The organism is Pseudomonas sp. RP-B7, from assembly GCF_059803535.1.
Genome location: NZ_JAPFHC010000030.1, coordinates 54317 through 80189 on the forward strand (window position 1 = coordinate 54317; position 25873 = coordinate 80189).

Genomic DNA, 25873 nt, shown 5'->3' on the forward strand with positions numbered 1-25873 from the left:
GTTACAACACCGACTGACCACTCAACGCCAGGTCCAGCAACTCGCGGTTGGCCACTGCATACATGGCGTAGTCCGTGCCAACGGCAGCACGAATCTCCACCATCATCGCCACCCAACGCTCTGCCATGTCCTTGTGCTGCTCAAGCCACAGGGCCACGCGGGCTTCCATGTCTTGTGGCGCGTCGGCCATTTGCAGTACCGAAATGGTGATCGCCCGTTGCTGCCAGTCCACATCGTCGCGGAACGCTTCGCGGGCCTGGGCCTGCCAGTTGTTGGCCACCGGCAGGTCGCTGATCTGCTGCAGGTACCACGGCAAGTCCAGGGCGCTGCCAACGGCGAAGTAGGCCTTGGCTACTTCGGCGGCGTCATGCCCGGTCACGTCGGCGGCTTCGATGATCGGCAGCAAGGTGTACAGGTGGGTAGTGCCTGCAACCATGCGCGCCAACAACTCAGGCACGCCAGCTTCGGTGTAAGCCTGGTAGCGGGTCTGCCAGCCTTCGCGGGTCGGGCCTTCCAGCAGTTCGTCGAGCTTGAGGCCCAACGCCGCCAGGTGCGGACCGAAGTGCGCGGTGTCACGGCCTGCGTCCTGCTCGTTGCGACGGCTGCGCAGGAACCAGCGCGTGGCGCGGCGCCCCAGACGCATCAGCTCGTCCATCAGCTCCAGTTGCACGTCAGCGGAAACCTGATGATCCAGGGCTTCAATCTGGCGGAACCAGTGCGGGAGGTGGAAGATGTCGCGCACGATCACATAAGCGCCGGCCACGTTCGCCGGGCTCATGCCGGTCGACTCTTTGAGTCGTTGAACGAAGGTGATGCCCATGTGGTTGACCAGGTCGTTGGCGATCTGGGTGCTGACGATCTCGCGCTTGAGGCGGTGACGACGCATGGCCTCGCCGAACTTGGCCACCAGGCTCGGCGGGAACGCAGTCTCCATGTCACGGGTCAGGTACTCGTCATCCGGCACCTGGGACTTGAGCAACGCTTCCTTGAGGTCGATCTTGCTGTACGAGATCAGCACCGACAGCTCAGGGCGGGTCAAGCCCTTGCCGTTCGCCGCGCGCTCGACGAGCTGCTCCTCGGTCGGCAGGTACTCGATGGCGCGGTCCAGCTTGCCACGGCCTTCCAGGTCGCTCATCAGGCGCTTGTACTCGGCAGCACGCTCGTAGGCACGGCGCGCGGCCAGGGACAGGGCCTGGGTCTGCTTGTAGTTGTTGCCCAACACCAGGTTGCCGACTTCGTCGGTCATGCTCGCCAGCAACTGGTTGCGTTGCTTGTCGGTCATGTCACCGGCCTGCACCACTTCGTTGAGCAGGATCTTGATGTTCACTTCGTGGTCGGAGCAGTCCACACCACCGGCGTTGTCGATGAAATCGGTGTTGGAACCGCCGCCATTGAGGCCGAATTCCACACGACCCAGCTGGGTCATGCCGAGGTTGCCGCCCTCGCCCACCACCTTGCAGCGCAGCTCGTTGCCGTTGACGCGCAATGCGTCGTTGGCCTTGTCGCCCACATCGGCATGGCTTTCGCTGCTGGCCTTGACGTAGGTGCCGATACCGCCGTTCCACAACAGGTCCACCGGCGCCTTGAGCAAGGCATTCAGCAGTTCGGTCGGAGTCAGCTTGTCGGCCGAGATGTCGAAGCGTTCTTTCATCTGTGGCGAGATGGCAATGCTCTTCGCGCTGCGCGAGAAGATACCGCCGCCTTCGGACATGATGCTGGTGTCGTAGTCGGTCCAGGCCGAACGCGGCAGCTCGAACATGCGCTGGCGCTCGACAAAGCTGGTGGCCGGGTTCGGGTTTGGATCAATGAAAATGTGCAGGTGGTTGAACGCTGCGACCAGTTGCAGCTTGTCGGACATCAACAGGCCGTTACCGAATACGTCACCGGCCATGTCGCCGATGCCCACCACGGTGATGCTGTCTTCCTGCACGTTGATGCCGCGCTCACGGAAGTGACGCTGCACACCGACCCACGCGCCCTTGGCGGTGATGCCCATTTTCTTGTGGTCGTAACCGGCGGAACCACCGGAGGCGAACGCATCGCCCAGCCAGAAGCCGTAGTCGATGGCGATGCCGTTGGCGATGTCGGAGAAGGTCGCAGTGCCCTTGTCCGCGGCAACCACCAGGTACGGGTCATCGTCGTCATGACGCACGACGTTGGCCGGTGGCACCAGGGCGCCATCCTTGAGGTTGTCGGTGATGTCCAACAGACCGGAAATGAAGATGCGGTAGCAGGCGATGCCCTCGGCCGCGATCTCGTCGCGGCTGCCGCCCAGTGGCAGGCGACGCGGCAGGAAGCCGCCCTTCGCACCCACCGGCACGATGACCGAGTTCTTCACTTGCTGGGCTTTTACCAGGCCAAGCACTTCGGTACGGAAGTCTTCTTCACGGTCGGACCAGCGCAGGCCGCCGCGGGCAACGTTGCCGAAGCGCAGGTGCACGCCTTCGACACGCGGCGAGTAGACGAAGATTTCAAACTTCGGCACCGGCTTTGGCAGCTCGGGAATCGCGCGCGGGTCGAACTTGAAGCTGAAGTACGACTTGTTCTGGCCGTTGGCGTCGGTCTGGTAGAAGTTGGTACGCAGCGTGGCTTTGATCAGGTCCAGGTAGCGACGCAGGATGCGGTCTTCGTTGAGCACCTGAACGTCGTCCAGCGCACTGAGAATCGCTTGCTCCAGGCGTTGCTGCTTGTCTTCCAGGTCGTCGGCGGTGAGTTTGCGCGCCAGGTAGAAGCGGGTCTTGAACAACCGGGTCAACTCGCGGGCGATGTCGGTGTGGTTGTTCAGGGTGCTGGCGATGTAACCGAGGTCGAAGCCCAGGCGGATCTGCTTGAGGTAACGGGCGTAGGCACGCAGCAGCGCGACGTCGCGCCATGGCAGGCCGGCGGTGAGTACCAGGCGGTTGAACGCATCGTTCTCCGCGTCGCCATGCACGATGTGCACGAAGGCGTCCTGCAGGGTGTCGTTGAGCTGCTGGATGTCCAGGTTCACGCCTTCGGCGGCGATGAACGCGAAGTCATGGATCCAGAACTCACGGCCATTGGCATGACGCAGGCGATACGGGAACTCGCCCAGCACGCGCAGGCCGAGGTTTTCCAGGATCGGCAGTACGTCGGACAGCGCCAGCGGGGTGTCGGCGTGATAGAGCTTGCAATGCAGCTCGCGTTGGCCGGAGACCTGGCCCAGCGGCTGATAGAAGCTCATCACCAACGGATTGGCTTCGGTCAGGCTGTTGAGATGCTGCATGTCGACCACGGCCGAATGCGCAGCGAAACGCTCGCGGTAACCAGCCGGGAAGCCTTTCGGGAAGTCGGCCAGCACGTTGGTGCCCTGGGCTTCGCCGAAGCTTTCGATCACCAGGCTCGAGTAGTCGTCCTGCCAGCTGCGGCAAGCCTGCACCACTTCTTTTTCCAGTTGCAGCGGGTCGATGTCGAGGCGGTTCTTCGGATCGACACGCAGAATCAGTTGCACACGGGCCAGCACGGATTCGGAGAAGAAGGTCCAGAACTCGCAATCCGATGCTTTCAGGCGATCCATCAGCACTTGCTGGATCTTCTGGCGCACTTCGGTGGAATAGATGTCGCGCGGCACGTAGGCCAGGCAGTAGCAGAAACGACCGTACGGGTCTTTGCGCAGGAACACGCGGATCTTGTTGCGTTCCTGGATCTGCACGATGGACATCACGGTACTGAACAGCTCGTCGACCGGAGTCTGGAACAGGTCGTCACGGGGCAGCACTTCTACGACTTGCGCCAGCTCCTTGCCCAAGTGCGCCTTGGCCTGGAAGCCCGAGCGGCGCTCGATCTCGGCGACCTTGCGGCGGATGTACGGGATGACGCGCACGCTTTCGCCGTACACCGAAGAGGTGTAGAGGCCCATGAAGCGGTGTTCCTTGATGACCTTGCCGTCGGCGCTGATCTCACGGATCGACACATAGTCCGGGTAGGCCGGACGGTGCACACGGCTTGGGTGGGCCGCCTTGGCGAACGACAGTACCGTCGGTTCGCGCAGGTAGTTCACCGCGTAGTCTTCGATGCGCAGGTCGTCGGCGGTGAGGCCGGCACGCAGCAACTTGGTCAGACCGAGGAAGGAATCGGCGTCATATTCGATATGACCGCCGTCCGCCTCGTCACGTACCACGAACTCTTCATAGCCGAGGAAGGTGAAGTGGTTGCCCACCAGCCATTCCAGGAAGTTCTTGATCTCGGCCTTTTCTTCGCCGTCGATGGCGAACTGGCTCGCGTCGATACCGGCCAGCAGGTCCTGGACCTTGGCTTTCATCGGCTCGAAATCGGCCACGGCCACGCGCACTTCGCCCAGCACCTGCTCAAGCTCTTTGCTCAGCACGCTCAGTTCGGCGGTATTGGCGCAACGGTCGATTTCCAGGTACATCAGCGATTCTTGCTGGATGCCTTCGCCCTGGGTGCCTTTTGGCAGGATTTCCAGCAACTCGCCCTTGGCGCCACGGCGCACGCTGAGCACGGTGGTTTGCAGGGTGTGGATGCTGTAGCCGCGGCGGTTCAGCTCGGTACGGACCGAGTCCACCAGAAACGGCAGGTCATGGTGCAGCACTTCGACCGCAGTGTGGGTCGATTGCCAGCCATGACGTTCGTAATCGGGGTTGTACACACGCACTTGCGGTTGGGTGTGGTCAAAGCGCTCAAGCAGGCGCCACGCAGAGAGGGTGCAGCCGGCCAGGTCGGAAAGGCGACGTTGGGTCAGTTCATCCAGGGAAATGATGCCGAAGAATTGTTCAGCGAACAGCGCCACTTGTGGCAGTGCCTGTTCACTGATGTGCTGCGCCAGTGCCGCTTGCAGTTGATGCTGGAAGTCGGCCTTGCTGGCTGCGGTGAAGAACGCCATCTGTGGTACTCCGCTTGGGCTTGTTATTGATGAAAGCGTCGCGTGTTGTCCCCTTGCGGGGAGACCGTCAGCGCCGTTCGCAGGTTAACCATAGCGAATTCGGCGTGACAGGTGGGTGAAGCTGGACAAGACCACCGGGTCACATACAACTTTCACAAGATACACACCTTGCCGGGTGACGGTACGACGGGCAGGTCAGGCGCCTGGCAGGTGCACATCCGTTGCGCAGCTTAACGAGTGTAGGAAGACAGCTGCTTGCGATGCTGCGACATATTCGGTCATCGGTAAGCAGGCTGCGGGTTGCAACTTGGGCAACCCGGAATTCGCGGCGAAAAAATCGGCTATTATCACGCCTGCGAGTGCCAGAAATGACCGATTCGGCCCGCAAGGTCATGCACTGGGCCAGACATAGAATGCAGCACAAAATTCGCCGCAATGGCACAATCGCCGGCATTGCGCCCTAGCCCTGACAGGATTCCCCATGCTGCAACTTAAAACCGACGCCCTGATGGTCACCCCGTGCGACGACGAAGAAGACAACATGGCCATGCTCTGCTGCCACGGCAAGAACGGCGAGATGTTCATGCTCACCCGCTACCCGGATGAAGACGAAGTGGAGCTGACCTGGGACTACGAGCCATCGACGCTCGACGGGCTTAAAGTCACCCTGGGCGACACCACGCTGCTGGTAGAACTGGCAGCAGGCGATGCCGACGCGCTGGGCGGCAAGGATCAATTGCAGATCACCCACGCCACCGCCGCAGCGGACCTGGCCGAAGTCGAAGAAACCCTGCAAAACATCCTCAAAGGCACCGGCACCTTCATCCGAATCTAAGTCCACCCAGAGTCACATGAGGTTGAAGCTTGTGTGGGAGCGGGCTTGCTCGCGAATGCGGTCTGTCAATTGCAGATGTGTTGTCTGGTCCACCGCATTCGCGAGCAAGCCCGTTCCCACATTCACAGTGTTTCAACACAAAAATCCTACAAGATTTGCCAAAAATACCCGTCACGCCGTTAGTCGCCACACCCCTCGATGCATTAAAGTAGACGCCCCAGCCCGGCGCTCGTGTCATGACGCCCAGGGCGCACCTCTCCAGGAACCGTCATCGATGGAACATCGTGAAGCGCTGCTCGCGCTGCGAACCTTTCTTTCTACGCAGATTCTCGGCCAGGAAAAACTCATCGATCGTCTGTTGATCGCCCTGCTCGCCGACGGCCACATGCTGGTCGAAGGCGCGCCGGGGCTGGCCAAGACCAAGGCCATCAAAGAGTTGGCCGAAGGCATCGAGGCGCAGTTCCATCGCATCCAGTTCACCCCCGACCTGTTGCCCGCCGACATCACCGGCACCGAGATCTATCGCCCGGAAACCGGCAGCTTCGTGTTCCAGCAAGGCCCGATCTTCCACAACCTGGTGCTGGCGGACGAAATCAACCGGGCCCCGGCCAAGGTGCAATCGGCCTTGCTTGAGGCCATGGCCGAGCGCCAGGTCAGCGTCGGGCGCAGCACCTACGAACTGTCGCCACTGTTCCTGGTGATGGCCACGCAAAACCCCATCGAGCAGGAAGGCACCTACCCATTGCCCGAAGCCCAGCTCGACCGCTTCCTGATGCATGTGAAAATCGGTTTCCCGGACGCCACCGTGGAACGGCGCATCCTGCAACAGGCCCGTGGCGAAGCGCTCAATGGCGAAACCAAACCCGAGCGTCGTGTCAGCCAGCAAGCCATCTTCGCCGCCCGCAAGGAAATCCTCGGCCTGTACATGGCCGATGCGGTGGAGGAATACCTGGTGCAACTGGTCATGGCCACGCGCACCCCGGCCAAGTTCGACCCGGAGATGGCCGAGTGGATCGCCTACGGCGCCAGCCCGCGGGGCTCAATTGCCCTCGACCGCTGCGCCCGCGCCCATGCGTGGCTGGCCGGTCGCGACTTTGTCAGCCCGGAGGATATTCAGGCGGTGCTGTTCGACGTGCTGCGCCATCGCATCATTCTGTCGTTCGAAGCCGAAGCCGCCGGCATTGACCAGGACCGCGTGGTGCAACGCATTCTCGACGTCGTTGCCGTCGCTTGAGCCCCATGAACGCAGGCGATGGCATCCGCGTCACCCTCAGCGAATTGATCGAGATGCGCCATCGCGTGCGCGAAGTGCAGCTGTTTTCCACGCCGAGCCAGCGCAGCCCGCTGATCGGCCTGCATCACTCCAAGTTGCGCGGGCGCGGTGTCGACTTCGACCAGGTGCGCGTGTACCAGGCCGGCGATGACGTACGCACCATCGACTGGCGCGTGACTGCACGCACCCAGGAGCCGCACACCAAGCTGTTCCATGAAGAACGCGAACGTCCGATCTTCATCATGGTCGAGCAAAGCTGCCGGCTGTTTTTCGGTTCGGGGCAGATGTTCAAGTCGGTGCTCGCGGCCCAGGCGGCGAGCCTGATCGGCTGGGCGGCGCTGGGCCACAACGACCGTGTCGGCGGGTTGGTATTCGGTGACAACGAGCACTACGAAATCAAACCGCGGCGCAGCAAGCAAAGCCTGCTGCAACTGCTCAACCGCCTGGTGCGGGTCAACCAGAGCCTGAACACCGAAAGCCACCCGGAAGCCGACGCCCTCGGCATGGCCCTGCGTCGTGGCCGCGAAGTACTGCGCCCGGGCAGCCTGGTGATCGTGATCTGCGATGAGCGCGCCCTGACCGAAGGCGCCGAGCAACAGCTGAGCCTTTTGGCGCGCCATTGCGACCTGCTGCTACTGCCGATTTCCGACCCGCTCGACCACGCCCTGCCCGCCGCCGGGCTGCTGCGTTTCGCCCAACGCGGCGCGCTGCTGGAACTCGACACGCTCAACTACGACCTGCGCCAGGCCTACAAGGCCCAGGCCGAAGCGCGCATTGCACGCTGGGAACTGCTCGCGCAAAAACTGCGGGTGCTGCTGATGCCGTTGAGCACCCAGAGCGAAATGGTCGAGCAACTGCGCGAATACCTCAACCCGCAACGCCCGGTTAAAAAACAATGAGCAGCCTTGACCAACTGCAACCGCTGATCGCCCCTCCGGCCATCGGTTTCTGGCCGCCGGCACCGGGCTGGTGGCTGTTGCTGCTGCTCATCCCGTTGCTCGGCTGGGGCCTGTGGTCACTGCGCCGCTTCCTGCCGACACGACGCCCGGTGGCCCGCGCCGAACAACCACTGGACCCACTGCGCATCGCCGCCCTGGCGGAACTCGCGCTGATGCCCAAGCCCTACGACGGCGCCCCTGCCGGCGCCTGGCTGCAACAACTCAACGGTCTGCTCAAGCGCCTGTGCCGCAACGACTACCCCTACAGCCAGAGCCACACCCTCAACGGCCGCAAATGGCTGGCATTCCTCGACAACCGCTGCCCCGCCGCCGGCCTGACGCGCTGGATGGTGCTGGTGGAAGGCGCCTACAAGCCCGAATGCAAACTCGACGACAAGGCCATCGCCGGCCTGACCCAAGCCGTCGACACCTGGATTCGCAAACATGTTTGAGTTCGCCTGGCCGTGGATCTTCGCCCTGTTGCCATTACCCTGGCTGATGCGCCTGGTGCTGCCGGTCGCCGACAGCGGTGAGCCGGCCTTGAAGGTCAGCTACCTCAACGACCTCGAAAGCCTCGCCCGCCGCCGCGCCCGCTCAAACCTGCCGGGCTGGCGCCAGCAAGCACCATTCGTTTTCCTGTGGCTGTTGCTGCTCAGTGCCGCCGCGCGCCCGGAATGGCTCGGCGAACCGCTGCCGATTGCCGCCAGTGGCCGTGACTTGCTGGTGGCGGTAGACGTGTCCGGCTCCATGGATTTCCCCGACATGCACTGGCAGGACGACGACATCAGTCGCCTGAGCCTGGTCAAGCACCTGCTCGGCGATTTCCTCGAGGCGCGCGAAGGCGACCGTGTCGGCCTGATCCTGTTCGGCAGCCAAGCCTACCTGCAAGCGCCGCTGACCTTCGACCGCCGCACCGTACGCACCTGGCTGGATGAAGCACGCATCGGCATCGCCGGCAAGAACACCGCGATTGGCGACGCCATCGGCCTGGCCCTCAAGCGCCTGCGCCAACGCCCGGCGCAAAGCCGCGTGCTGATCCTGGTCACCGACGGCGCCAACAACGCCGGGCAGATCGACCCACTGACCGCCGCGCGCCTGGCCGCCGAAGAAGGGGTGAAAATCTACCCGATCGGCATCGGTGCCGACCCTGAGCAGACCGGTTCCCTGGGTATCCTTGGCGTCAACCCGAGCCTGGACCTTGACGAGCCCGCGCTCAAAGCGATTGCCGAGGCCACGGGTGGCCAGTATTTCCGCGCGCGCGATGGCGAAGAGCTGCAAGCCATCAAGCAGACCCTCGACAAACTCGAACCCGTCGAACAGCAACCGACCCAGGCCCGCCCGGCCCTGGCGCTGTACAGCGCGCCCCTCGGCCTGGCCCTGGTGCTGAGCATGCTGCTGGTGATCCAGGAACGCTGGCCGAACAACGCGCTGCAACGGCTGTTCGACAAACTGTCGAGCAAGGGCCGCTTCCTGCAACAACACCCTGAATGGCGCCAACGCCTCAAACGCCTGCGTTTACGGAGGCGTCGATGATCGACCTGTGGCCGCACTGGTTCCGCCCCTGGTGGCTGTTGCTGCTGCCGTTGCTCGGCTGGCTGCTGTGGCAACTGTGGCACCGGCAAAAACGCGCGGGGCGCTGGCAGATGATCTTGCCGCCGGCCTTCCATGCCGTGTTGCTCAGCGGCGGCAACGGCCGCGAAAGCAAAGCGCCGTGGGTGGTGCTCGGCATCGCCTGGCTGCTGGCCGTGCTGGCGTTACTGGGCCCGAGTTGGCAGCGGGTTGAACAGTCCAGCCAGAAGCCATCCGACCCGTTGGTGGTATTGCTGGAACTCACTCCGGAAATGCTCGCCACCGACAGCCCGCCCAACCGCCTGGAGCAGGCACGGCGCAAGCTCTACGATTTGTTGCAGGCACGCACCGACGCACAGACCGCCATCGTCGTCTACGCCGGCAGCGCCCACACCCTGGTGCCGCTGTCGGACGACCTCGCCACCAGCCGCAACCTGCTGGAAGCGCTGCGCCCCTCGATCATGCCCGAGCCCGGCCACCGCGCCGACCTGGCGGTCGAGAAAGCCCTGTTCCTGCTCAAACAAGGCGGGCTGGGCCAGGGACGCCTGCTGTTTATCGGCTCGTCGCTGTCCAAACAGGAACGCCAGGGCATTCGCCTGCTGCTGCAAGGTGCCCAGACCCCGAGCCTGTCGATCCTCGGCATCGGCAGCCGTGAAGGCACGCCCGTGACCCAGGAAAGCGGCGAGTTTCTCAAGGACGAACAAGGCGCGATTCTGGTACCACGTCTCGACAGCCCCACACTCAAGGCCTTTGCCAGTGAGATGGGCGGCCGCTACCGTGCCGCGCGCCTGGATGACAAGGACCTGCGCCAACTCGGCGTGCTCGACCCGCCCCAGGCCCTGCGCGACGACGGCCAGCGCCTGCACCTCGACACCTGGGCCGACCAGGGTTACTGGCTGCTCCTGCCGCTGTTGCTGCTGGCGGCCTGCGCCGGGCGCCGCGGCTGGCTGTTCTGCCTGCCGTTGCTGCTGTTGACCGCGCCCCAGCCCAGCTATGCCTTTGAATTACAGGACCTGTGGCTGCGCCCCGACCAGCAAGGCCAATACCTGCTGAAGAAAAAGCGTCCGGCCGAAGCCGCCGAGCACTTCCAGGACTCGCAATGGCAGGGTGTGGCGCTGTATGAAGCGGGCAACTACGCCGAGGCCATCAAGCGTTTCGCCGAAGGCAATGACGCCTACTCCCACTACAATCGTGGTAATGCCCTGGCCAAGTCCGGCGCACTGGAAGCCGCCATCGATGCCTATGAACAGGCGCTGGAAGCCCAGCCCGACCTGCAACCGGCGTTGAAAAACAAAGCCCTGGTGGAAGCCTTGATGCAGGAACAGGCCGAGCCCGAGCCGGAGAAACCGGCAGAAAACCAGGATGACGAAACCCGCCAACCCGGCCAAACTGCGCAGCCGGGTGCCAGCGGGCAAAATGCCACAGGTGACGAGCAGACGTCCCAGGGCCAGGGCGAGGCCGGCACCGGCGAGACCCAGGCCGGGGCCACACCCCCCACCGGCGGCAACGAAGTGCCGGGCAGCGAACTGGGGGATGAACAAACCACCACCCCGCCGCTGCGCCCCAACGACGCCAGCCTTGACGGTGAACACCGCCAGGCCCTGGAACAATGGCTGCGGGAGATCCCGGACAACCCCGGTGAACTGCTGCGCCGCAAATTCTGGTACGAACAGCAACAACATCAGGACAAGACTCGATGAGCCGCCGCACCACCCTACTGCTTCTGCTCACGTTATCGGCAGGCCACGCCCAGGCGGCGAACCTGGTCGCCAGCGTCGACCGCAGCCGCCTCAACTCCGGGGAAACGGTCGAGCTGACGGTGGAATCGAGCGACGTCACCCAGTTCGGCAAGCCCGACCTGTCGCCGCTGGAGGCACAGTTCGAAGTCAGCGGCACGCGCCAGCTCAACCAACTCACCACCCTCGGCGGCGACAACCACGCGACCACGCGCTGGATCATCACCCTGCTGCCCAAGGAAAACGGCACGGTGATCATCCCGCCGCTGCAAGTGGGCGAATACTCGACCCAACCCATCAGCCTGCAAGTGGTGGAGACCGCCAGCCAGAACACCAGCGCCGAGCTGGCACCGGTGTTCGTCGAAGCCAACCTCGACCAAACCACGGTGTACGTCCAGGCCCAGGCGCTGTTGACGGTGCGGGTGTACCACTCGGTGTCGCTGTATGACGACAGCAGCCTCACGCCATTGCAAATCGCCGACGCCCGCGTCGAGCAACTGGGCGAGTCGCGCACCTACGAAAAGGTCATCAACAGCATCCGCCACGGCGTGATCGAAACCCGCTACGCGATCTACCCACAGCACAGTGGCACGCTGGACATTCCGGCGCAGACCTTCAGTGCGACGCTGGTGGAGTCGCGCCCGCCCCAGGAAAACACCCTGCAAGGCACCAAGCCCGGCAAGCTGATCCATGTCAGCTCGGCGCCGCTGCCATTGACGGTCAAGCCCAAGCCCGAACTCTACCCCGCCGACGCGCCCTGGCTGCCCGCGCGCAGCCTGACCCTGAGCGAGAGCTGGAACCCCGAGCCTGAGCATGTGCAGGTTGGCGATTCCCTGACCCGCAGTCTCATCGTCAAGGCCGAAGGCCTCTCCAGCGCGCAACTGCCGGCGCTGCCCAGCACCGACATCAACGGCCTGCGCCGTTACCCGGACCAACCGGTGCTCGGCAACCAGACCAGCGACCGCGGCCTGATCGGCAGCCGCGAAGACCGCGAGGCCCTGGTGCCCAACCGCGTCGGCCCGTTGGAACTGCCGGCGGTAGACGTGGTGTGGTGGAACACCCACGAAGACCACCTTGAACATACCAGCCTGCCGGCGCGCACCCTGCAAGTGGCCAATAACCCAAGCCTGGTGGTGGACACCCCCGCCACGCCGACCATTATCACCGCACCGGACGACAGTCGCTTGTGGCTGTGGCAACTGAGTACGCTGATCCTGGCCTGCACCACCCTGCTCGGCTTTGGCCTGTGGTGGCGTGCACGTCGCCAGCCCGCCGTGCTGCGCGCCGCGCAAACCGGCCCGAGCCCACGTACGCTACTTGACGACCTCAAGCGCGCCACCCAGGCCAACGACCCCCAGGCCACCCGCCAGGCCCTCGACGCCTGGGCGCGCCAGCAACCGGAAACCCTGGCCGAGATGGCCGCCCGGTTTGTACCACTGTCCGACGCCCTCGACGGCCTCAACGGCGCGCTCTACAGCGAAAGCGGCCAATACTGGCTGGGCGAAGAACTGTGGCGCGCGGTCAAGGCCATCCCCATGGCCGAACGCGAGCTGGACCCTGCGACGGACACCACCAGCTTGCCGCCGCTCTACCCCAAATAACCAGGGCCGGCCTGAGACCACACAATCAACCTCTGGGAGATTCTATGGCTGAGGGCAACCCCTCCACCAACAGTCCCGCCGCCTTCGCAGCCTCGCTAAAGCTCGACAGCTCCCACAGGGGATGGGCAGTGCCTGGACGATCTCCAGCCAAGCACTGACAGCCCAGCAACACCAATCACCTGTGGGAGCGGGCTTGCCCGCGAAAGCGGTGGTTCAGCCAACATCTCCACCAGCAGTGCCGCCGCCTTCGCAGCCTCGCTAAAGCTCGACAGCTCCCACAGGGGATTGGCAGTGCCTGGGCGATCTCCAGCCAAGCACTGACAGCCCAGCAACACCAATCACCTGTGGGAGCGGGCTTGCCCGCGAAAGCAGTAGTTCAGCCAACTCCTCTACCAACAGTGCCACCGCCTTCGCAGCCTCGCTAAAGCTCGACAGCTCCCACAGAGGATTGGCAGTGCCTGGGCGATCTCCAGCCGAACACTCGCTCCCCAGCACCTCCCACATTGGATCTTGGCTAGCCACCGGCACCGTGCGCGCTTTTACAGGTAAACTCCCCTCCTTTTCATCTTCTCCAGGGAGTTTGCCTTGCGTCTGTTCCACACCTCCGACTGGCACCTTGGGCAAAACCTGCACGGCCAGGAGCGCGACTTCGAGCACGCCTGCTTCCTCAAATGGCTGCTCGAGCAATTAAAGGCCCAGCGCCCGGATGTGCTGTTGATCGCCGGCGACATCTTCGACACGGTCAACCCGCCGCTCAAAGCCCAGGAGCAGCTGTACGATTTCATCATCAGTGCCCACGAACAAAACCCCGACCTCACCATCGTGATGATCGCCGGCAACCATGACTCCGGTTCGCGTATCGAGCTGCCCGCGCCGTTGATGCGCCGCTTGCGCACCCACGCCCTGGGTCGCGTGCTGTGGCTGGATGACGGCCAACTGGATGCCGAACGCCTGCTGATCCCCCTGCCGAATGCCAAAGGCAAGATTGTCGGCTGGTGCCTGGCGTTGCCGTTTTTGCGCCCCGCGGAAGTCACGGGCGCGCACCTGGGTGACGATTACCTGCGCGGTATCGGCCAGGTGCATGAGGCGCTCATCGCTGCTGCCAACGCCAAGCGTAAAAAAGGCCAGGCGCTGGTTGCCATCAGCCACGCGCACATGGCTGGGGGCTCGGTATCGGAAGACTCCGAACGCAGCTTGATCATCGGCAATGCCGAGGCGCTGCCGGCCAAGCTGTTTGATAGAAGCGTCGCTTATGTTGCCCTCGGCCATTTGCACAAGCCGCAAAAGGTCAATGGTGAAGAGCGTATTCGCTACAGCGGCTCGCCGATCCCACTGTCGTTTTCCGAAATTGGCTACAAGCACCAGATTCTCGACGTGTTGTTCCAAGGCGAGCGACTGGTCAGCGTCGAACCGTTGCTGATTCCGCGGTCGGTCAACCTGCAACGCCTGGAAGCCGCGCCCCTGGCCGACATTCTCGCGGCCTTGAGCGAGTTGCCCGACGTCGACCTGCTCGCCGAAACCCAGCACCACCCCTGGCTGGAAGTGCGCGTGCGCCTCGACGAACCCCAACCCGACCTGCGCCAGCAGATCGAAGCCGCTCTGCAAGGCAAGGCCGTGCGCCTGGTGCGTATCGCCGCCGAGTACGCAGGCACCGGCCCACGGGAGGAGGAAGGCGAAGCGCGGCTGATAGAACTCGACCAGCTCACCCCCCAGGAACTGTTCAGCCGCGCCTGGCAGGACAGCTATGGCAGCGAAGTGGATGAACAGACCTTGAAGGATTTCGCCGTGCTGCTCCAGGACGTGCAACAGGAGGATGAACAGCCATGAAGATCCTCGCCATCCGCCTGAAAAACCTGGCCTCCCTGGCCGGCCCGTTTGAAATCGACTTCACCGCCGAACCCCTGGCCAGCGCCGGGTTGTTTGCAATCACCGGCCCCACCGGCGCCGGTAAAAGCACCCTGCTCGACGCACTGTGCCTGGCGCTGTTCGGCGCAGTGCCCCGGCTGGGCGACACCGGCCAGGCCAAGATGCCCGATGCCGACAGCGACATTTCCATCGGCGATCCGCGCACCTTGCTGCGCCGTGGCACGGGTGGCGGCTATGCCGAGGTGGATTTTGTCGGCGTCAGTGGCCGTCGCTACCGTGCGCGCTGGGAAGCCAACCGCGCCCGCGACAAGGCCAGCGGCAAATTGCAGAACAGCCGCCAGAGCCTGATCGACCTGGACAGCGAACAACTGCTGGCCAGCCAGAAAACCGAATACAAGACCCAGTTGGAACTGGCCCTGGGCCTGAACTTCGAACAGTTCACCCGCGCCGTATTGCTGGCCCAGAGCGAATTCAGTGCGTTCCTCAAGGCCAACGACAACGAGCGTAGCGAGCTGCTGGAGAAACTTACCGACACCGCGCTGTACACCCGCCTCGGCCGCCGTGCGTTCGACAAGGCCAAGGAGGCCAAGGACGCCCACAAACACTTGCAAGACCAGGCCACCGGCGTGGTGCCCCTGGCCCCTGAAGCCCGCGCCGAGCTGGACGAGCAGTTCATCCAGGCCCAGCAACAGCTCAAGGTCCAGCAGGCCCAGCTCAAGCAGCTGGAGTTGCAGCACACCTGGCTCAAGGAGCTGCGTGAATGGCAACAACGCCAACTCGACGCCACCGAACAGCTCCAGCGCGCGCAAGCGGACTGGGATAACCAGGGCCAACAACGCCAGGACCTGAGCCGCCTCGAACAATTGGCACCGCAGCGCCACCAGTTCACACGCCAAGCCGAGCTGCTCGGCATGCTGACGCCTTTGGCCGCGCAGATTCAGGCGTCCAACACCCAACAGACCGAGCTGCTTACCCGGCAGGCCCAGGCCCAGCAGCAACAAGCCGCCGCCCAGGCCGCATTGGCCGACGCGGTCAAACAGCAAGTCGACGCAGGGCCGCTGCTGCAACAGGCCTTCGCCGAACAGAACACCCTCGCTCACCTGGCCAAAGACCTGGCCAAGCGCAACGACGACAAACAGCAACAGCAAAGCGCCTGCACCGAAGGCCAGAACCTGCTCAAAGCCTTGCAGGAAAAGCAGGCCGCCGTCACTGAGCGCCTGCAACGCCTCGCCGCCGGGCTGGAGCGCAGCGCCGCACTCGCGCCGCTGGGCGATGCCTGGACCGTTTACCGTGAGCGCCTGCAACAGTTGATGCTGATCGGCAATCGCCTGAACAAGGGCCAGGCCGAACTGCCGCAGTTGGAACAGCGCGCCACTGCCGCCGCCGAACGGTTCACCCAGCAACGCGAAGCCCTGGACCTGTTGTACCAAGAGGCCGGCGCCGAACCCCACGCCGTGGCCGAGCAAATCCAGCTGCTCGCCAGCCTGCTGCAAGACAATCGCAAGCAACAGCGTGCCTTCGAAGACCTCACGCGCCTGTGGGACAGCCAGCAGCAACTGGATCAACAGTCCGGCGCGCTGACACAAAAGCTTGCCGACGCCCAGCAGCAACGCGAACAGCTGAACCAGACCGGCCTGCAAACCAAGGCCGAGTTGACGGTAGCCGAGCAGACGCTGACGGTGACCAAACAGCTGCTGGAACGCCAACGCCTGGCGCGCAGTGCCAGCGTCGAGGAACTGCGCGAGCAGTTGCAGGACGATCAACCGTGCCCGGTGTGCGGCAGCCACGAACACCCGTATCACCAGCCCGAAGCGCTGCTGCAAAGTCTCGGTCGGCATGACGAGAATGAAGAGGCCACGGCGCAAAAAGCCGTCGACACCCTCAAGGAAAAACTCACCGAACTGCGGGGTGAAGTGGGCGGCCTGATCGCCCAGCAAAAGGAGTTCCTGCAACAGCAGGAACAACTCGCTGCGCAACAAAGCGCCCTGGCGCCCAGCCTGGACGCACACCCGCTGTCAGCCCTGCTGTTCAATCAGGACGCGGCCAAGCGCAGCGCATGGCTGGCCCAGCAGCTCAGCCAACTGACACAAAGCATCAGCCAGGACGAACAACGCCAAGGCGCCCTGCTCAACCTGCAACAAAATGCCGGGCGCTTGCAGCAACAACTGCAAGCCGCCCAGGACGCCAGCCAGCAAGCCCGCCAATTGCTGGTGGACCAGCAGCGCGAACTGTCCAGTGACCGCGAACGCCTCGACGAAGAACTCAATGGGTTCGCCAGCCTGTTGCCCACCGAGACACTGGAAGGCTTGCGCAGCGAACCGGCGGCGACCTTCATGCAGTTGGACCAGCAGGTCAGCCAGCGCCTTGAACAGTTGGGCCAGCAAAAAGATGAACTGGCCGAACAACAAGAACGCCAGCACGCCATCGAGAAAGAACAGACCCACCAGCAACATCGCCAGCAACAGCTCGACGCACTGCTGCAACAACTGCGCGACGTGACCGCACAGCATCAGGCCGCACAGCACACGCTCAGCACCTTGTTGGGCGAGCATCCGAGCGCCGAACACTGGCAACAGCAGTTGGAACAGGCCGTGACCCAGTCACGCCAAAGCGAAGCCGACGCCAACACGCAACTGCACGAGTTGCACAACGCCTTGATCCAGTTGGCTGCCGACCTCAAGGCCCAGCAGGAACGCCAGCAGGCACTGCTGACCGAACAGCACACGCTCGACAGCCGCATCAGCGAATGGCGCGCCCTGCATCCCGAGCTGGATGACAGCGGCCTCGCACGCCTGCTGGCCTTCGACGAGGCGCAGGTCAGTGCGCTGCGCCAGCAGGTGCAGCACAGTGAAAAAGCCGTCGAACAAGCCAAGGTGCTGCTGCAAGAGCGCGAGCAGCGCCTGGCCGATCACCTGGCCTTGCACAACGGCAACCTTGATGCCGAGCAACTGGACAGCACCCTGGTAGCGCTCAACCAACAATTGGCCGACGGCGAAAAACACCTCGCCGAACTGCGTGCGCGCCAGTCCGAAGACCAGCGCCGCCAAGATGCCAATCACAGCCTCGCGCTCACCACCGCCAAAGCCTATGAAGAATGGCAGCGCTGGGCCCGTCTGGAAGCGTTGATCGGCTCGGCCAACGGCGACAAATTCCGCAAGATCGCCCAGGCCTACAACCTCGACCTGCTGGTGCACCACGCCAACGTGCAACTGCGCCAACTGGTGCGCCGCTACCGCCTCAAGCGCGGTGGCAGCATGCTCGGCCTGTTGGTACTGGACACCGAAATGGGCGATGAACTGCGCTCGGTGCATTCGCTGTCCGGTGGCGAGACTTTCCTGGTGTCGTTGGCGCTGGCGTTGGGCCTGGCGTCGATGGCGTCGAGCACGTTGAGGATCGAATCGCTGTTTATCGACGAAGGTTTTGGCAGCCTCGACCCCGAATCCCTGCAATTGGCAATGGATGCGCTGGACGGCTTGCAAGCCCAGGGGCGTAAGGTGGCAGTGATCTCCCACGTGCAGGAAATGCACGAGCGCATCCCGGTGCAGATCCAGGTCAAGCGTCAGGGCAATGGCTTGAGCACCCTGGAGGTCAAGTGAGCGAGGTGCTGCTGTACTCGTTCCGACGCTGCCCGTACGCGATGCGTGCGCGGTTGGCGTTGCGCTACTCAGGCGTGGCGGTGCGTATCGTCGAGGTCAGCCTGAAGGCCAAGCCGGCCGAGATGCTGGCGCTGTCGCCCAAGGGCACGGTGCCAGTGTTGAGCGTTGATGACCGCGTGATTGAAGAGAGCCTGGAAATCATGCAGTGGGCGCTGGCGCAGAACGATCCGCAGGATTGGCTGCTCGGCGGCGACCCGGCGGTGCTGGCGTTGATTGCCGAGAATGACCAGGTCTTCAAGCAACACTTGAACCGCTACAAGTACGCCGAACGCTACCCGGAGCAGTCAATGGAGCACTATCGGGCCGAGGGCGAGGTGTTTTTGCACAAGCTGGAGGGGTTATTGGCCGAGCGGGATTACCTGCTGGCAGACCACCTGACCCTGGCGGATGCTGCACTGGCGCCGTTTGTGCGTCAGTTTGCCCATGTGGATCGAGTGTGGTTTGCCGGTACATCGTATAAACGGTTGCAGGTATGGCTACAGCGGTTTCTGGATTCACCGCTCTTTGTCGCAGTGATGGCAAAACCCTGAGAGCAACACGATCGACTGTGGGAGCTGGCTTGCCTGCGATAGCATCAACTCGGTACAACCGATTCACCGAGGTGTCTGCGGCGCAGGCAAGCCAGCTCCCACATTAGATTCAGATGATCTTGAATTCAGTGCTGAGCCTTGTGATCCAGTGCGGCATAGAAGTTGGCGCTCTGTTGCAGGTATTTCTGGGTGTAGGCGCTGGTGCTGGATTTCTTGCCGGTGAGTTCCACGCTGGCGGCCGCTGGCAGGGCCACAGTTGCGGAAACGGCGGAAGCGGCGATGATGGAGAAGAGGTTCAAGTTCATGTCGGTTACCCTTGTGTTCGTTTGGTTTGAGTGGCCGGGAAGGCCTTGGAACCCAACTTACGCCCGAGGGTTGAACCTTAGAAATGCTTTGAAACAGTAGCCGTTATCACTCGAATTAATAGAAATGCTCAGGCCCCGCAGTGCGGGGCCTGTGGCTTATTGACGCACCAGGAACTTGAGGTCGCTGGGCGCATCTATCGGCAATTTCTGCACGGTTTTACCCAGCAGGCCGGTCTTGGGGTCACGCTCGACCACCACAATTTCATTGCTTTTCTGGTTGGCGATCAGCAGAAACTTGCCGCTCGGGTCCAGGCTGAACTCGCGCGGATGATCGCCTTCGACGGAACGGCGTTGCAGTTCCGTGAGGTGTGCGGTCGCCGGGTCAATGCCGAACACCAGCAACTGATTGGCGGTGCCACGGTTGCTCACGTACAGGAACTTGCCATCAGCGGACGCATGCAATGCCGCACCGGCCTTGTCCGCAGCCGGTTGCCCGGCAGCGAAGTCCACCAGCTGAGTCTGGCTGAGCTTGCCATCCTGGTAGTCGAACACCGCGACCTGGGCACTCATCTCGGTGGTCAGCCACGCATGCTTGCCATCGGCGCTGAACAGCAGATGACGTGGACCGCTGCCCGGCGGCAACTGCACCGAGGCGGGCTCGGCCGGAGTCAACGGCAGTTCATGATTGGCCTTGGGGTCGTAACGATAGGCAAACACCTTGTCTGCTCCCAGGTCCTGCACAAACACGTACTTGCCATCCGGCGACGACACCACCGAATGCACATGGTTGGAGGCCTGGCGCTCAGGGTTCACACGGCTGGCCGGGTGCCCGCTCAACTGCACGGGTGCCGACAGCTTGCCGGCGGCGTCCACGGGCAGGATCGCCAGGCTGCCGCCCGGATCTTCCAATACCGAATAGTTGGCGACGAACAGATAACGCCCGTCAGCAGCCACGCTGGAATGAGTCGGCTCGTTGCCCAGGCTCTGCACCTGATTGATCAGGGTCAGTTGATGACTTTGTGGGTCGATGCGGTAACTGCTCACACGACCGACCGGATCGTTCTGACCCGGGCCGTTCTCATTGACCACAAACAAATGTTTCTGGTCCTTGGAAACGGTCAGCCACGACGGGTTGGCAGCCTTGGCCGCCAGTACCGGCTGGCCCTGGAACTTGCCCGTACGGCTGTCGAATTGCAGGCGGTAGATGCCTTCGCTGGTGCCGGCGGTATAGCTGCCGACCAACAGTTCATAGGTCTCGGCCGGTGCGGCCTGCACCGACATTGCGCCAACACTGCCCGCCATCAGCAGGGGCCAGAATTTACGCATCAGCATCGGCTTCGTCCTCGTCGTTATTGTTGCCGGTGAACGCGCTCAAACAAACCAGGCGGTGCTCACCCTCTTCATTGATCAGCAACCAGCTTTGCAGGCTTTCATCGAAGGTGGCGGCGGCCAGTTGTTCGGGGCTGAACTTCCAACGCTTGAGGTCCCGACCGTCCATGCTCTCGATCAGCAAATGCTGGTCAAAGATGAACTCGAAGGCGTGCAGCCCGTTGATGATCAGCATGTCGCTGTCGTTCAGGGCGCTGCTCAGGTTTGGTGTTGCGTCGGTCATGATGTGAAGTCACTGCGGGGGAAAAGACACATGATAGGTCAATTCCCCCGCCGTGCCTTGCGGCATTGGTCTAATCGATCAATGGGCGAAGAGTGAGTTGCCCTTCTGCCCCGCCAATTTCTCGGGTTTGATCAGGAACCGCGCCAGTGCCGGCAGCAGCCACAATGCACCGAACATGTTCCACAGCAACATGAAGGTCAGCATCAGGCCCATGTCGGCCTGGAACTTGATCGCCGAGAAGATCCAGGTGCACACGCCGATCGCCAGGCACAGGCCGGTGAACAGCACGGCTTTACCGGTGGACTTGAGCGTCTGGTAGTACGCCTCTTGCAACGGCAGGCCCGCACGCAGGAAGCTTTCCAGGCGACTGTAGATGTAGATGCCGTAGTCCACGCCGATCCCGACGCCCAGCGCCACCACGGGCAAGGTGGCGACCTTGACGCCAATGCCCATGAACGCCATCAGCGCGTTACCCAGCACCGAAGTCAGCACCAGCGGCAGCACGATGCACAGGGTCGCCGCCCAGGAGCGGAAGGTGATCATGCACATGGTCGCGACGCACAGGTACACCAGGATCAGGATGGTCAGCTCGGATTCCTTGATCACCTCGTTGGTGGCCGCTTCGATCCCGGCGTTACCGGCGGCGAGGATGAATTCCAGGCCGTCCCTGTTGTTCTCCTTGGCAAACTCCTGCACCGCATGCACCGCCCGGTCGAGGGTCTCGGCCTTGTGGTCATTGAGGAACACCAGCACCGGCGCCAGGGAGCAATTGTTGTTGTACAGGCCGTCGGCCCGGGCGATGGAGTTGTTCAACACATCCGGGTTACGCGACAGGGTTTCCCACTTCAGGTTGCCCTCGTTCATGCCCTTGATCATCTGCTTGGACACGGTCACCAGCGAGATCGCCGACTGCACGCCCTCGGTGTTCTGCATCTTCCACATCAACTGGTCGATGGGCGCCATGGCTTCGTAGCGCGAGCAGCCTTCGGCGTTGGTCTTGACCATCACCACCAACACGTCGGAGCTGGTGGAGTAGTTGCTGATGATGAAGTTGTTGTCTTTGTTGTAGCGCGAGTCCGGACGCAGTTCCGGCGCGCCCTGATCGAGGTCGCCGATCTTCAGGTTCTGGCTGTACCAGAGGCCGCCGCCAAAGGCCACCAGGGCCAGGGCGATGGAGATCGGCGCGACTTTCGGGCTGGCAAAGTTCGACAGCAGGCGCCAGAACGAATGCTCGCGGTTCGCGTCTTTCTTACTCTTGGCGATGGCGCGCTTGCTGATGCCGACGTAGGAAATCGCCACCGGCAGCAGGATCAGGTTGGTGAACACAATCACCGCCACGCCGATGGAGGCACCGATGGCCAGCTCACGGATCACGCCGATGTCGATGATCAACAACGTAATGAAACCCACCGCATCCGCCAGGATCGCAATCATCCCCGGCAGGAACAGTTGGCGGAACGTGCGCCGCGCCGCCGTCAGCGCGTTGTCGGCCTCGCTGGATTGCAGGGCGATGCCGTTGATCTTCTGCACGCCGTGGGAAATACCGATGGCAAAAATCAGGAACGGCACCAGCATCGAATACGGGTCCAGCCCGAAGCCGAAAAAGTGCATCAGCCCCAATTGCCAGATCACCGCCACCAGCGTGGTGCTCAACACGGCGATGGTGCTGCGCAGGCAGTTGGTGAACCACAACAGCAGGATCAGGGTGATGACAAACGCGATGCCGAAGAACATCACCACCATCACCAGGCCGTCGATCAGGTCGCCGACCTTCTTGGCGAAGCCGACGATGTGGATCTTGACGTTGGGGTTCTGCGCTTCGAACTTGTCACGGATCTTGTCTTCAAGTTCATGGGAGAACTTGCGGTAGTCCAGGGCCAGCAACTTGCCCTGGTCCTGCGGGTCCGGGTAGGACTCCAGCAGCGGGATGTCGACGATGCTCGATTTGAAATCGTTGGACACCAACCGCCCGACCTGGCCGGACTTGAGCACGTTGTTGCGCAGTTGATCGAGACTTTCCGCCGAGCCGTTGTAGCTTTGCGGGATCACTTCACCGCCGGCAAAGCCTTCTTCGGTCACTTCGGTCCAGCGCACGCTGGGGCTCCACAGCGACTTGAGGCCCGAACGGTCGACGCCGGAGATGTAGAACACCTCATCGTTGATCTGCCGCAGGGTCTCCATGTACTCCTTGGTGAAAATGTCGCCGTCCTTGGCCTCCACCGAAATCCGCACCGTGTTGCCCAGGTTCGCCAGGTCGTTGCGGTGCTCCATCATCTTCTCGATGAAGGGGTGCTTGAGGGGGATCATTTTTTCAAAGCTGGTGGACGGGCGAATCAACGTCGCCTGCCAGAACAGGAAAACACTCACCAGCAGGCAGATCACGATGACTGCCGGGCGGTTGTTGAAGATCAGACGCTCAAGAAAGGTCGCTTTATCGTTGTGATGACTGCTCATTGAATCCCCGCCTTCTTATTATTTTGAGAGCTCTGCGCCGGCAACGGTGGCGACACGCACGCCACCCTGCCCCGCGAGGATCAAATTGCCATTGCCTGCCGCCGTCACCGAGGAGAGGGAAATCCGGTCCGGGCGATTGAAGACGCTGAAGGTCAGCCCGTCGTCATGGCTGACGACCACGCTGCCACCATTGCCGACCACCACGATGGCGCCGTCGTCCAGCAAGGTCGCGCCGGACAAGCCGAACTCCAGCGCGCCCCGTGCGGCATTCAGTTCGACCTGCTCCCAGGTGCTGCCAAAATCCGTGGAGCGGTACAGGTTGCCGCGCAAGCCAAAGGCCAGCAAGGTCTGCGGCTGGGCGGTGCCGATCACGCCAAACAACGAGCCCTCGTAGGGGCCTTGGAGCTTTTCCCAGGTCTGGCCGTCGTCGCTGGAGCGGAACATGCTGCCCTGCTCGCCGACGATAAACAGGCCGGCATCCTTGATATGGGCGATGGCGTTGAGGTGGAACTGGTCTTCGTTGTCGAGACGCTCGCTGACGTCGTTCCAGGTCTTGCCGCCGTCGGTGGTTTCGATCAGCGCGCCGTAGGCGCCAACGGCCAGGCCGTGGTTGGCGTCGTTGAACCACACGTCGAGCAAGGGGGCTTCGCGCTTGAGGTCTTGAAATTGCTGGGTCCAAGTGGCGCCCCCGTCAGCGGTGGCGAGGATCTGTGCATCATGGCCCACCGCCCAACCTTGCTTGTCATCGACGAAATACACCGCCGTGAGCAATTGCCGGGTGGGGACCTTGGCCTGGGCCCACGTGGCGCCCTGGTCGTCGGAATAGAGGATGTGCCCGCGATCACCGACCGCCACCAGGCGCTTGCCGGCGTGGACAACGTCGATCATCAGGCCCTTGGCGGCCTTGGGGGATTCAATCGCAAACACCGCTGCGGCGGGGGTATCGCTGGCGGCCTGGACGGCCGTCGGCAACGCGACGGCCCCAAACAGCGAGAGCGCTGTGGCCAGCAACGCAACCCTGCGTGCGGCATGTGGGCGGCAAACAACCCAACCCATGACAGGCTCACTCATAGACCTTTCTCCCATTTATTATTGTTATCGCCTGCCTTCCGGGGCCTTGAAACCTGCAATCTAGAGCGCCTGGAGAAAGCAGGGGCCATCCTATCGGGCTTTCGAATCGTCTGACAATCGGCGCTACGTTATGTTTTGTTAACTGGCGGCATTTGGCCACGCGCTGAATATAGCTGCATTCGCCGGAGTGATTGTCGACACGCAATGAATTTTTATTCCATCTATTGAGTTTAAGGAATTTTTATTCCATTAATAGCGCCTCTGAAAACAATAATGCAAAGGACCACGGCTATGCGTGAACTCGGAATCGGCTTGATCGGCACAGGCTTCATGGGCCGCGCCCATGCCTTGGCGTTCAACAACGCCCGCGCGGTATTCGAACTGCCGGTCACTCTCAAACTGGCCGCCCTGGCCGACGCCGACACCGAGCGCGCCCAACGCTGCGCCAACGCCTGGGGATTCGCCCAGGCCCACGGTGACTGGCAGGCGTTGATCAATGACCCCAACGTCGACGTCGTGGCCATCACCACACCCAACCACCTGCACTACCCCATGGCCATGGCCGCCATCGCCGCCGGCAAAGCGGTTTACTGCGAAAAACCCCTGGCCGTCAGCCTGGAGCAAGCCGACGCCATGCGCCGCGCCGCCAGCACCGCCGGGGTGGTGACGCGGGTCGGCTATAACTACCAGCACAACCCGATGATCACGCTGGCCAGGCAGATGATTGCCAATGGCGATTTGGGCGACATCATCAGCTTCCAGGGTGAGTTCAGCGAAGACTTCATGGCCGACCCGACCTCGCCCTGGTCATGGCGCTGCGAAGTCGGACATGCCGGCGGCGCCCTGGCCGACCTGGGCAGCCATTTGCTGTCGATGGCGCGCTTTTTGGTGGGCGACGTGGCCAGCGTCTGCGCCGACACCCACACCGTGCACACCGAGCGACCGGCGGTCAAAGGCAGCAGCGAACTGAAAACCATCGCCGTCGACGACCAGGTGCATGCCCTGCTGCGCTTCGCCAACGGCGCGCGCGGCACGGTGAGCAGCAGTTGGCTCAAGCATGGCTACAAGAACCACCTGAGCTTCGAGATCAGCGGGACGAAAGGCACGCTGGCCTTCGACCAGGAGCGCCTGAATGAACTGCGTTTGTGCCGTGTCGGCCAGGACGGCTTCCAGCGCCTGCTCGCGGGGCCAGCCCTGCCCGGCTACGCGGCATTCAGCCCGGCGGCGGGGCATCAGTTGGGTTACAACGAATTGAAAACGCTGGAGGTGCAGGAGTTGATCATGGCCGTGGCCGGTCAAGGTACGGATGGCACTGACTTCGAGGCGGCATGGGCGGTGGAGCAACTGGCAACAGCCATTCGCGTGGCCGCCAGCGAAGAACGCTGGGTCAAAGTGAGCAGCGTCTAGTCCCCAACATTGCAGTGGATTTATGTGGGGACGGGCTTGCTCGCGAACGCGGTGGGTCAGCCAATGAATGAGCTGACTGACACACCGCTTTCGCGGGCAAGCCCGCTCCCACAGGTGATTGGTGTTGCTGGAATGTCAGTGTTCGGCTGGAGATCCCCC

Annotated in this window: 17 protein-coding genes; 11 read left to right on the plus strand and 6 right to left on the minus strand. The window is 62.7% G+C overall.

Going from position 1 to position 25873, the window contains the following annotated elements; translation table 11 throughout:
• Position 1: 1 nt before the first annotated feature.
• Positions 2–4861 (minus strand): NAD-glutamate dehydrogenase, encoded by a 4860-nt coding sequence (locus OPU96_RS22970; RefSeq protein ID WP_226457675.1) that lies wholly within the window; start codon positions 4859–4861, stop codon positions 2–4.
• A gap of 481 nt (positions 4862–5342) precedes the next feature.
• On the opposite strand from OPU96_RS22970, the gene OPU96_RS22975 reads away from it, so the two are divergent.
• From OPU96_RS22975 to OPU96_RS23020, 10 genes are all read left to right on the plus strand, one after another.
• Entirely contained in the window at positions 5343–5696 is a 354-nt protein-coding gene (locus OPU96_RS22975) for a hypothetical protein (RefSeq protein ID WP_226457676.1), read from the plus strand.
• 274 nt (positions 5697–5970) lie between these two features.
• Complete coding sequence (locus tag OPU96_RS22980; protein WP_034119884.1) at positions 5971–6930, plus strand: AAA family ATPase; 960 nt, start codon at positions 5971–5973, stop codon at positions 6928–6930.
• A gap of 5 nt (positions 6931–6935) precedes the next feature.
• A complete protein-coding gene (locus tag OPU96_RS22985) occupies positions 6936–7868 on the plus strand; it encodes a DUF58 domain-containing protein (protein ID WP_226457836.1) in 933 nt (310 codons plus the stop codon).
• On the plus strand, positions 7865–8359 hold the full coding sequence (locus OPU96_RS22990) for a DUF4381 domain-containing protein (protein ID WP_192300528.1): 495 nt from the start codon (positions 7865–7867) through the stop codon (positions 8357–8359). The genes OPU96_RS22985 and OPU96_RS22990 overlap by 4 nt, the downstream gene beginning before the upstream one ends.
• Positions 8352–9440: a vWA domain-containing protein gene (locus OPU96_RS22995; RefSeq protein WP_192300529.1), complete on the plus strand. Its 1089-nt coding sequence runs from the start codon at positions 8352–8354 to the stop codon at positions 9438–9440. The genes OPU96_RS22990 and OPU96_RS22995 overlap by 8 nt, the downstream gene beginning before the upstream one ends.
• The gene (locus tag OPU96_RS23000; RefSeq protein WP_498559747.1) at positions 9437–11176 is read left to right on the plus strand and encodes a tetratricopeptide repeat protein; all 1740 of its coding nucleotides are present in this window, start codon (positions 9437–9439) and stop codon (positions 11174–11176) included. The genes OPU96_RS22995 and OPU96_RS23000 overlap by 4 nt, the downstream gene beginning before the upstream one ends.
• Positions 11173–12813 (plus strand): BatD family protein, encoded by a 1641-nt coding sequence (locus OPU96_RS23005; RefSeq protein WP_498559748.1) that lies wholly within the window; start codon positions 11173–11175, stop codon positions 12811–12813. Before OPU96_RS23000 ends, OPU96_RS23005 begins: the two co-directional genes overlap by 4 nt.
• A 585-nt stretch (positions 12814–13398) precedes the next feature.
• Positions 13399–14640 (plus strand): exonuclease SbcCD subunit D C-terminal domain-containing protein, encoded by a 1242-nt coding sequence (locus tag OPU96_RS23010; protein ID WP_498559749.1) that lies wholly within the window; start codon positions 13399–13401, stop codon positions 14638–14640.
• Positions 14637–18275: an AAA family ATPase gene (locus OPU96_RS23015; RefSeq protein WP_498559750.1), complete on the plus strand. Its 3639-nt coding sequence runs from the start codon at positions 14637–14639 to the stop codon at positions 18273–18275. Before OPU96_RS23010 ends, OPU96_RS23015 begins: the two co-directional genes overlap by 4 nt.
• Positions 18272–18865 (plus strand): glutathione S-transferase, encoded by a 594-nt coding sequence (locus tag OPU96_RS23020; protein ID WP_305390961.1) that lies wholly within the window; start codon positions 18272–18274, stop codon positions 18863–18865. Before OPU96_RS23015 ends, OPU96_RS23020 begins: the two co-directional genes overlap by 4 nt.
• Positions 18866–18990: 125 nt before the next feature.
• Here OPU96_RS23020 and OPU96_RS23025 read toward each other — a convergent pair whose 3' ends face one another.
• The 5 genes from OPU96_RS23025 to OPU96_RS23045 form a co-directional block, all read right to left on the minus strand.
• Positions 18991–19170 (minus strand): hypothetical protein, encoded by a 180-nt coding sequence (locus OPU96_RS23025; RefSeq protein ID WP_226457357.1) that lies wholly within the window; start codon positions 19168–19170, stop codon positions 18991–18993.
• A 156-nt stretch (positions 19171–19326) separates the two neighbouring features.
• Positions 19327–20502 carry a lactonase family protein gene (locus OPU96_RS23030; RefSeq protein ID WP_226457356.1) on the minus strand — a complete coding sequence of 392 codons (1176 nt, stop codon included), beginning with the start codon at positions 20500–20502 and terminating at the stop codon, positions 19327–19329.
• A complete protein-coding gene (locus OPU96_RS23035) occupies positions 20489–20782 on the minus strand; it encodes a DUF5629 family protein (protein WP_192300537.1) in 294 nt (97 codons plus the stop codon). Before OPU96_RS23035 ends, OPU96_RS23030 begins: the two co-directional genes overlap by 14 nt.
• 78 nt (positions 20783–20860) lie before the next feature.
• Entirely contained in the window at positions 20861–23236 is a 2376-nt protein-coding gene (locus OPU96_RS23040) for an efflux RND transporter permease subunit (protein WP_226457355.1), read from the minus strand.
• Positions 23237–23254: 18 nt separating this feature from the next.
• Positions 23255–24292 (minus strand): WD40/YVTN/BNR-like repeat-containing protein, encoded by a 1038-nt coding sequence (locus OPU96_RS23045; protein WP_192300545.1) that lies wholly within the window; start codon positions 24290–24292, stop codon positions 23255–23257.
• 306 nt (positions 24293–24598) lie between these two features.
• Here OPU96_RS23045 and OPU96_RS23050 point away from each other — a divergent pair, with 306 nt between their 5' ends.
• On the plus strand, positions 24599–25714 hold the full coding sequence (locus tag OPU96_RS23050; RefSeq protein WP_498559751.1) for a Gfo/Idh/MocA family protein: 1116 nt from the start codon (positions 24599–24601) through the stop codon (positions 25712–25714).
• Positions 25715–25873 lie beyond the last annotated feature (159 nt).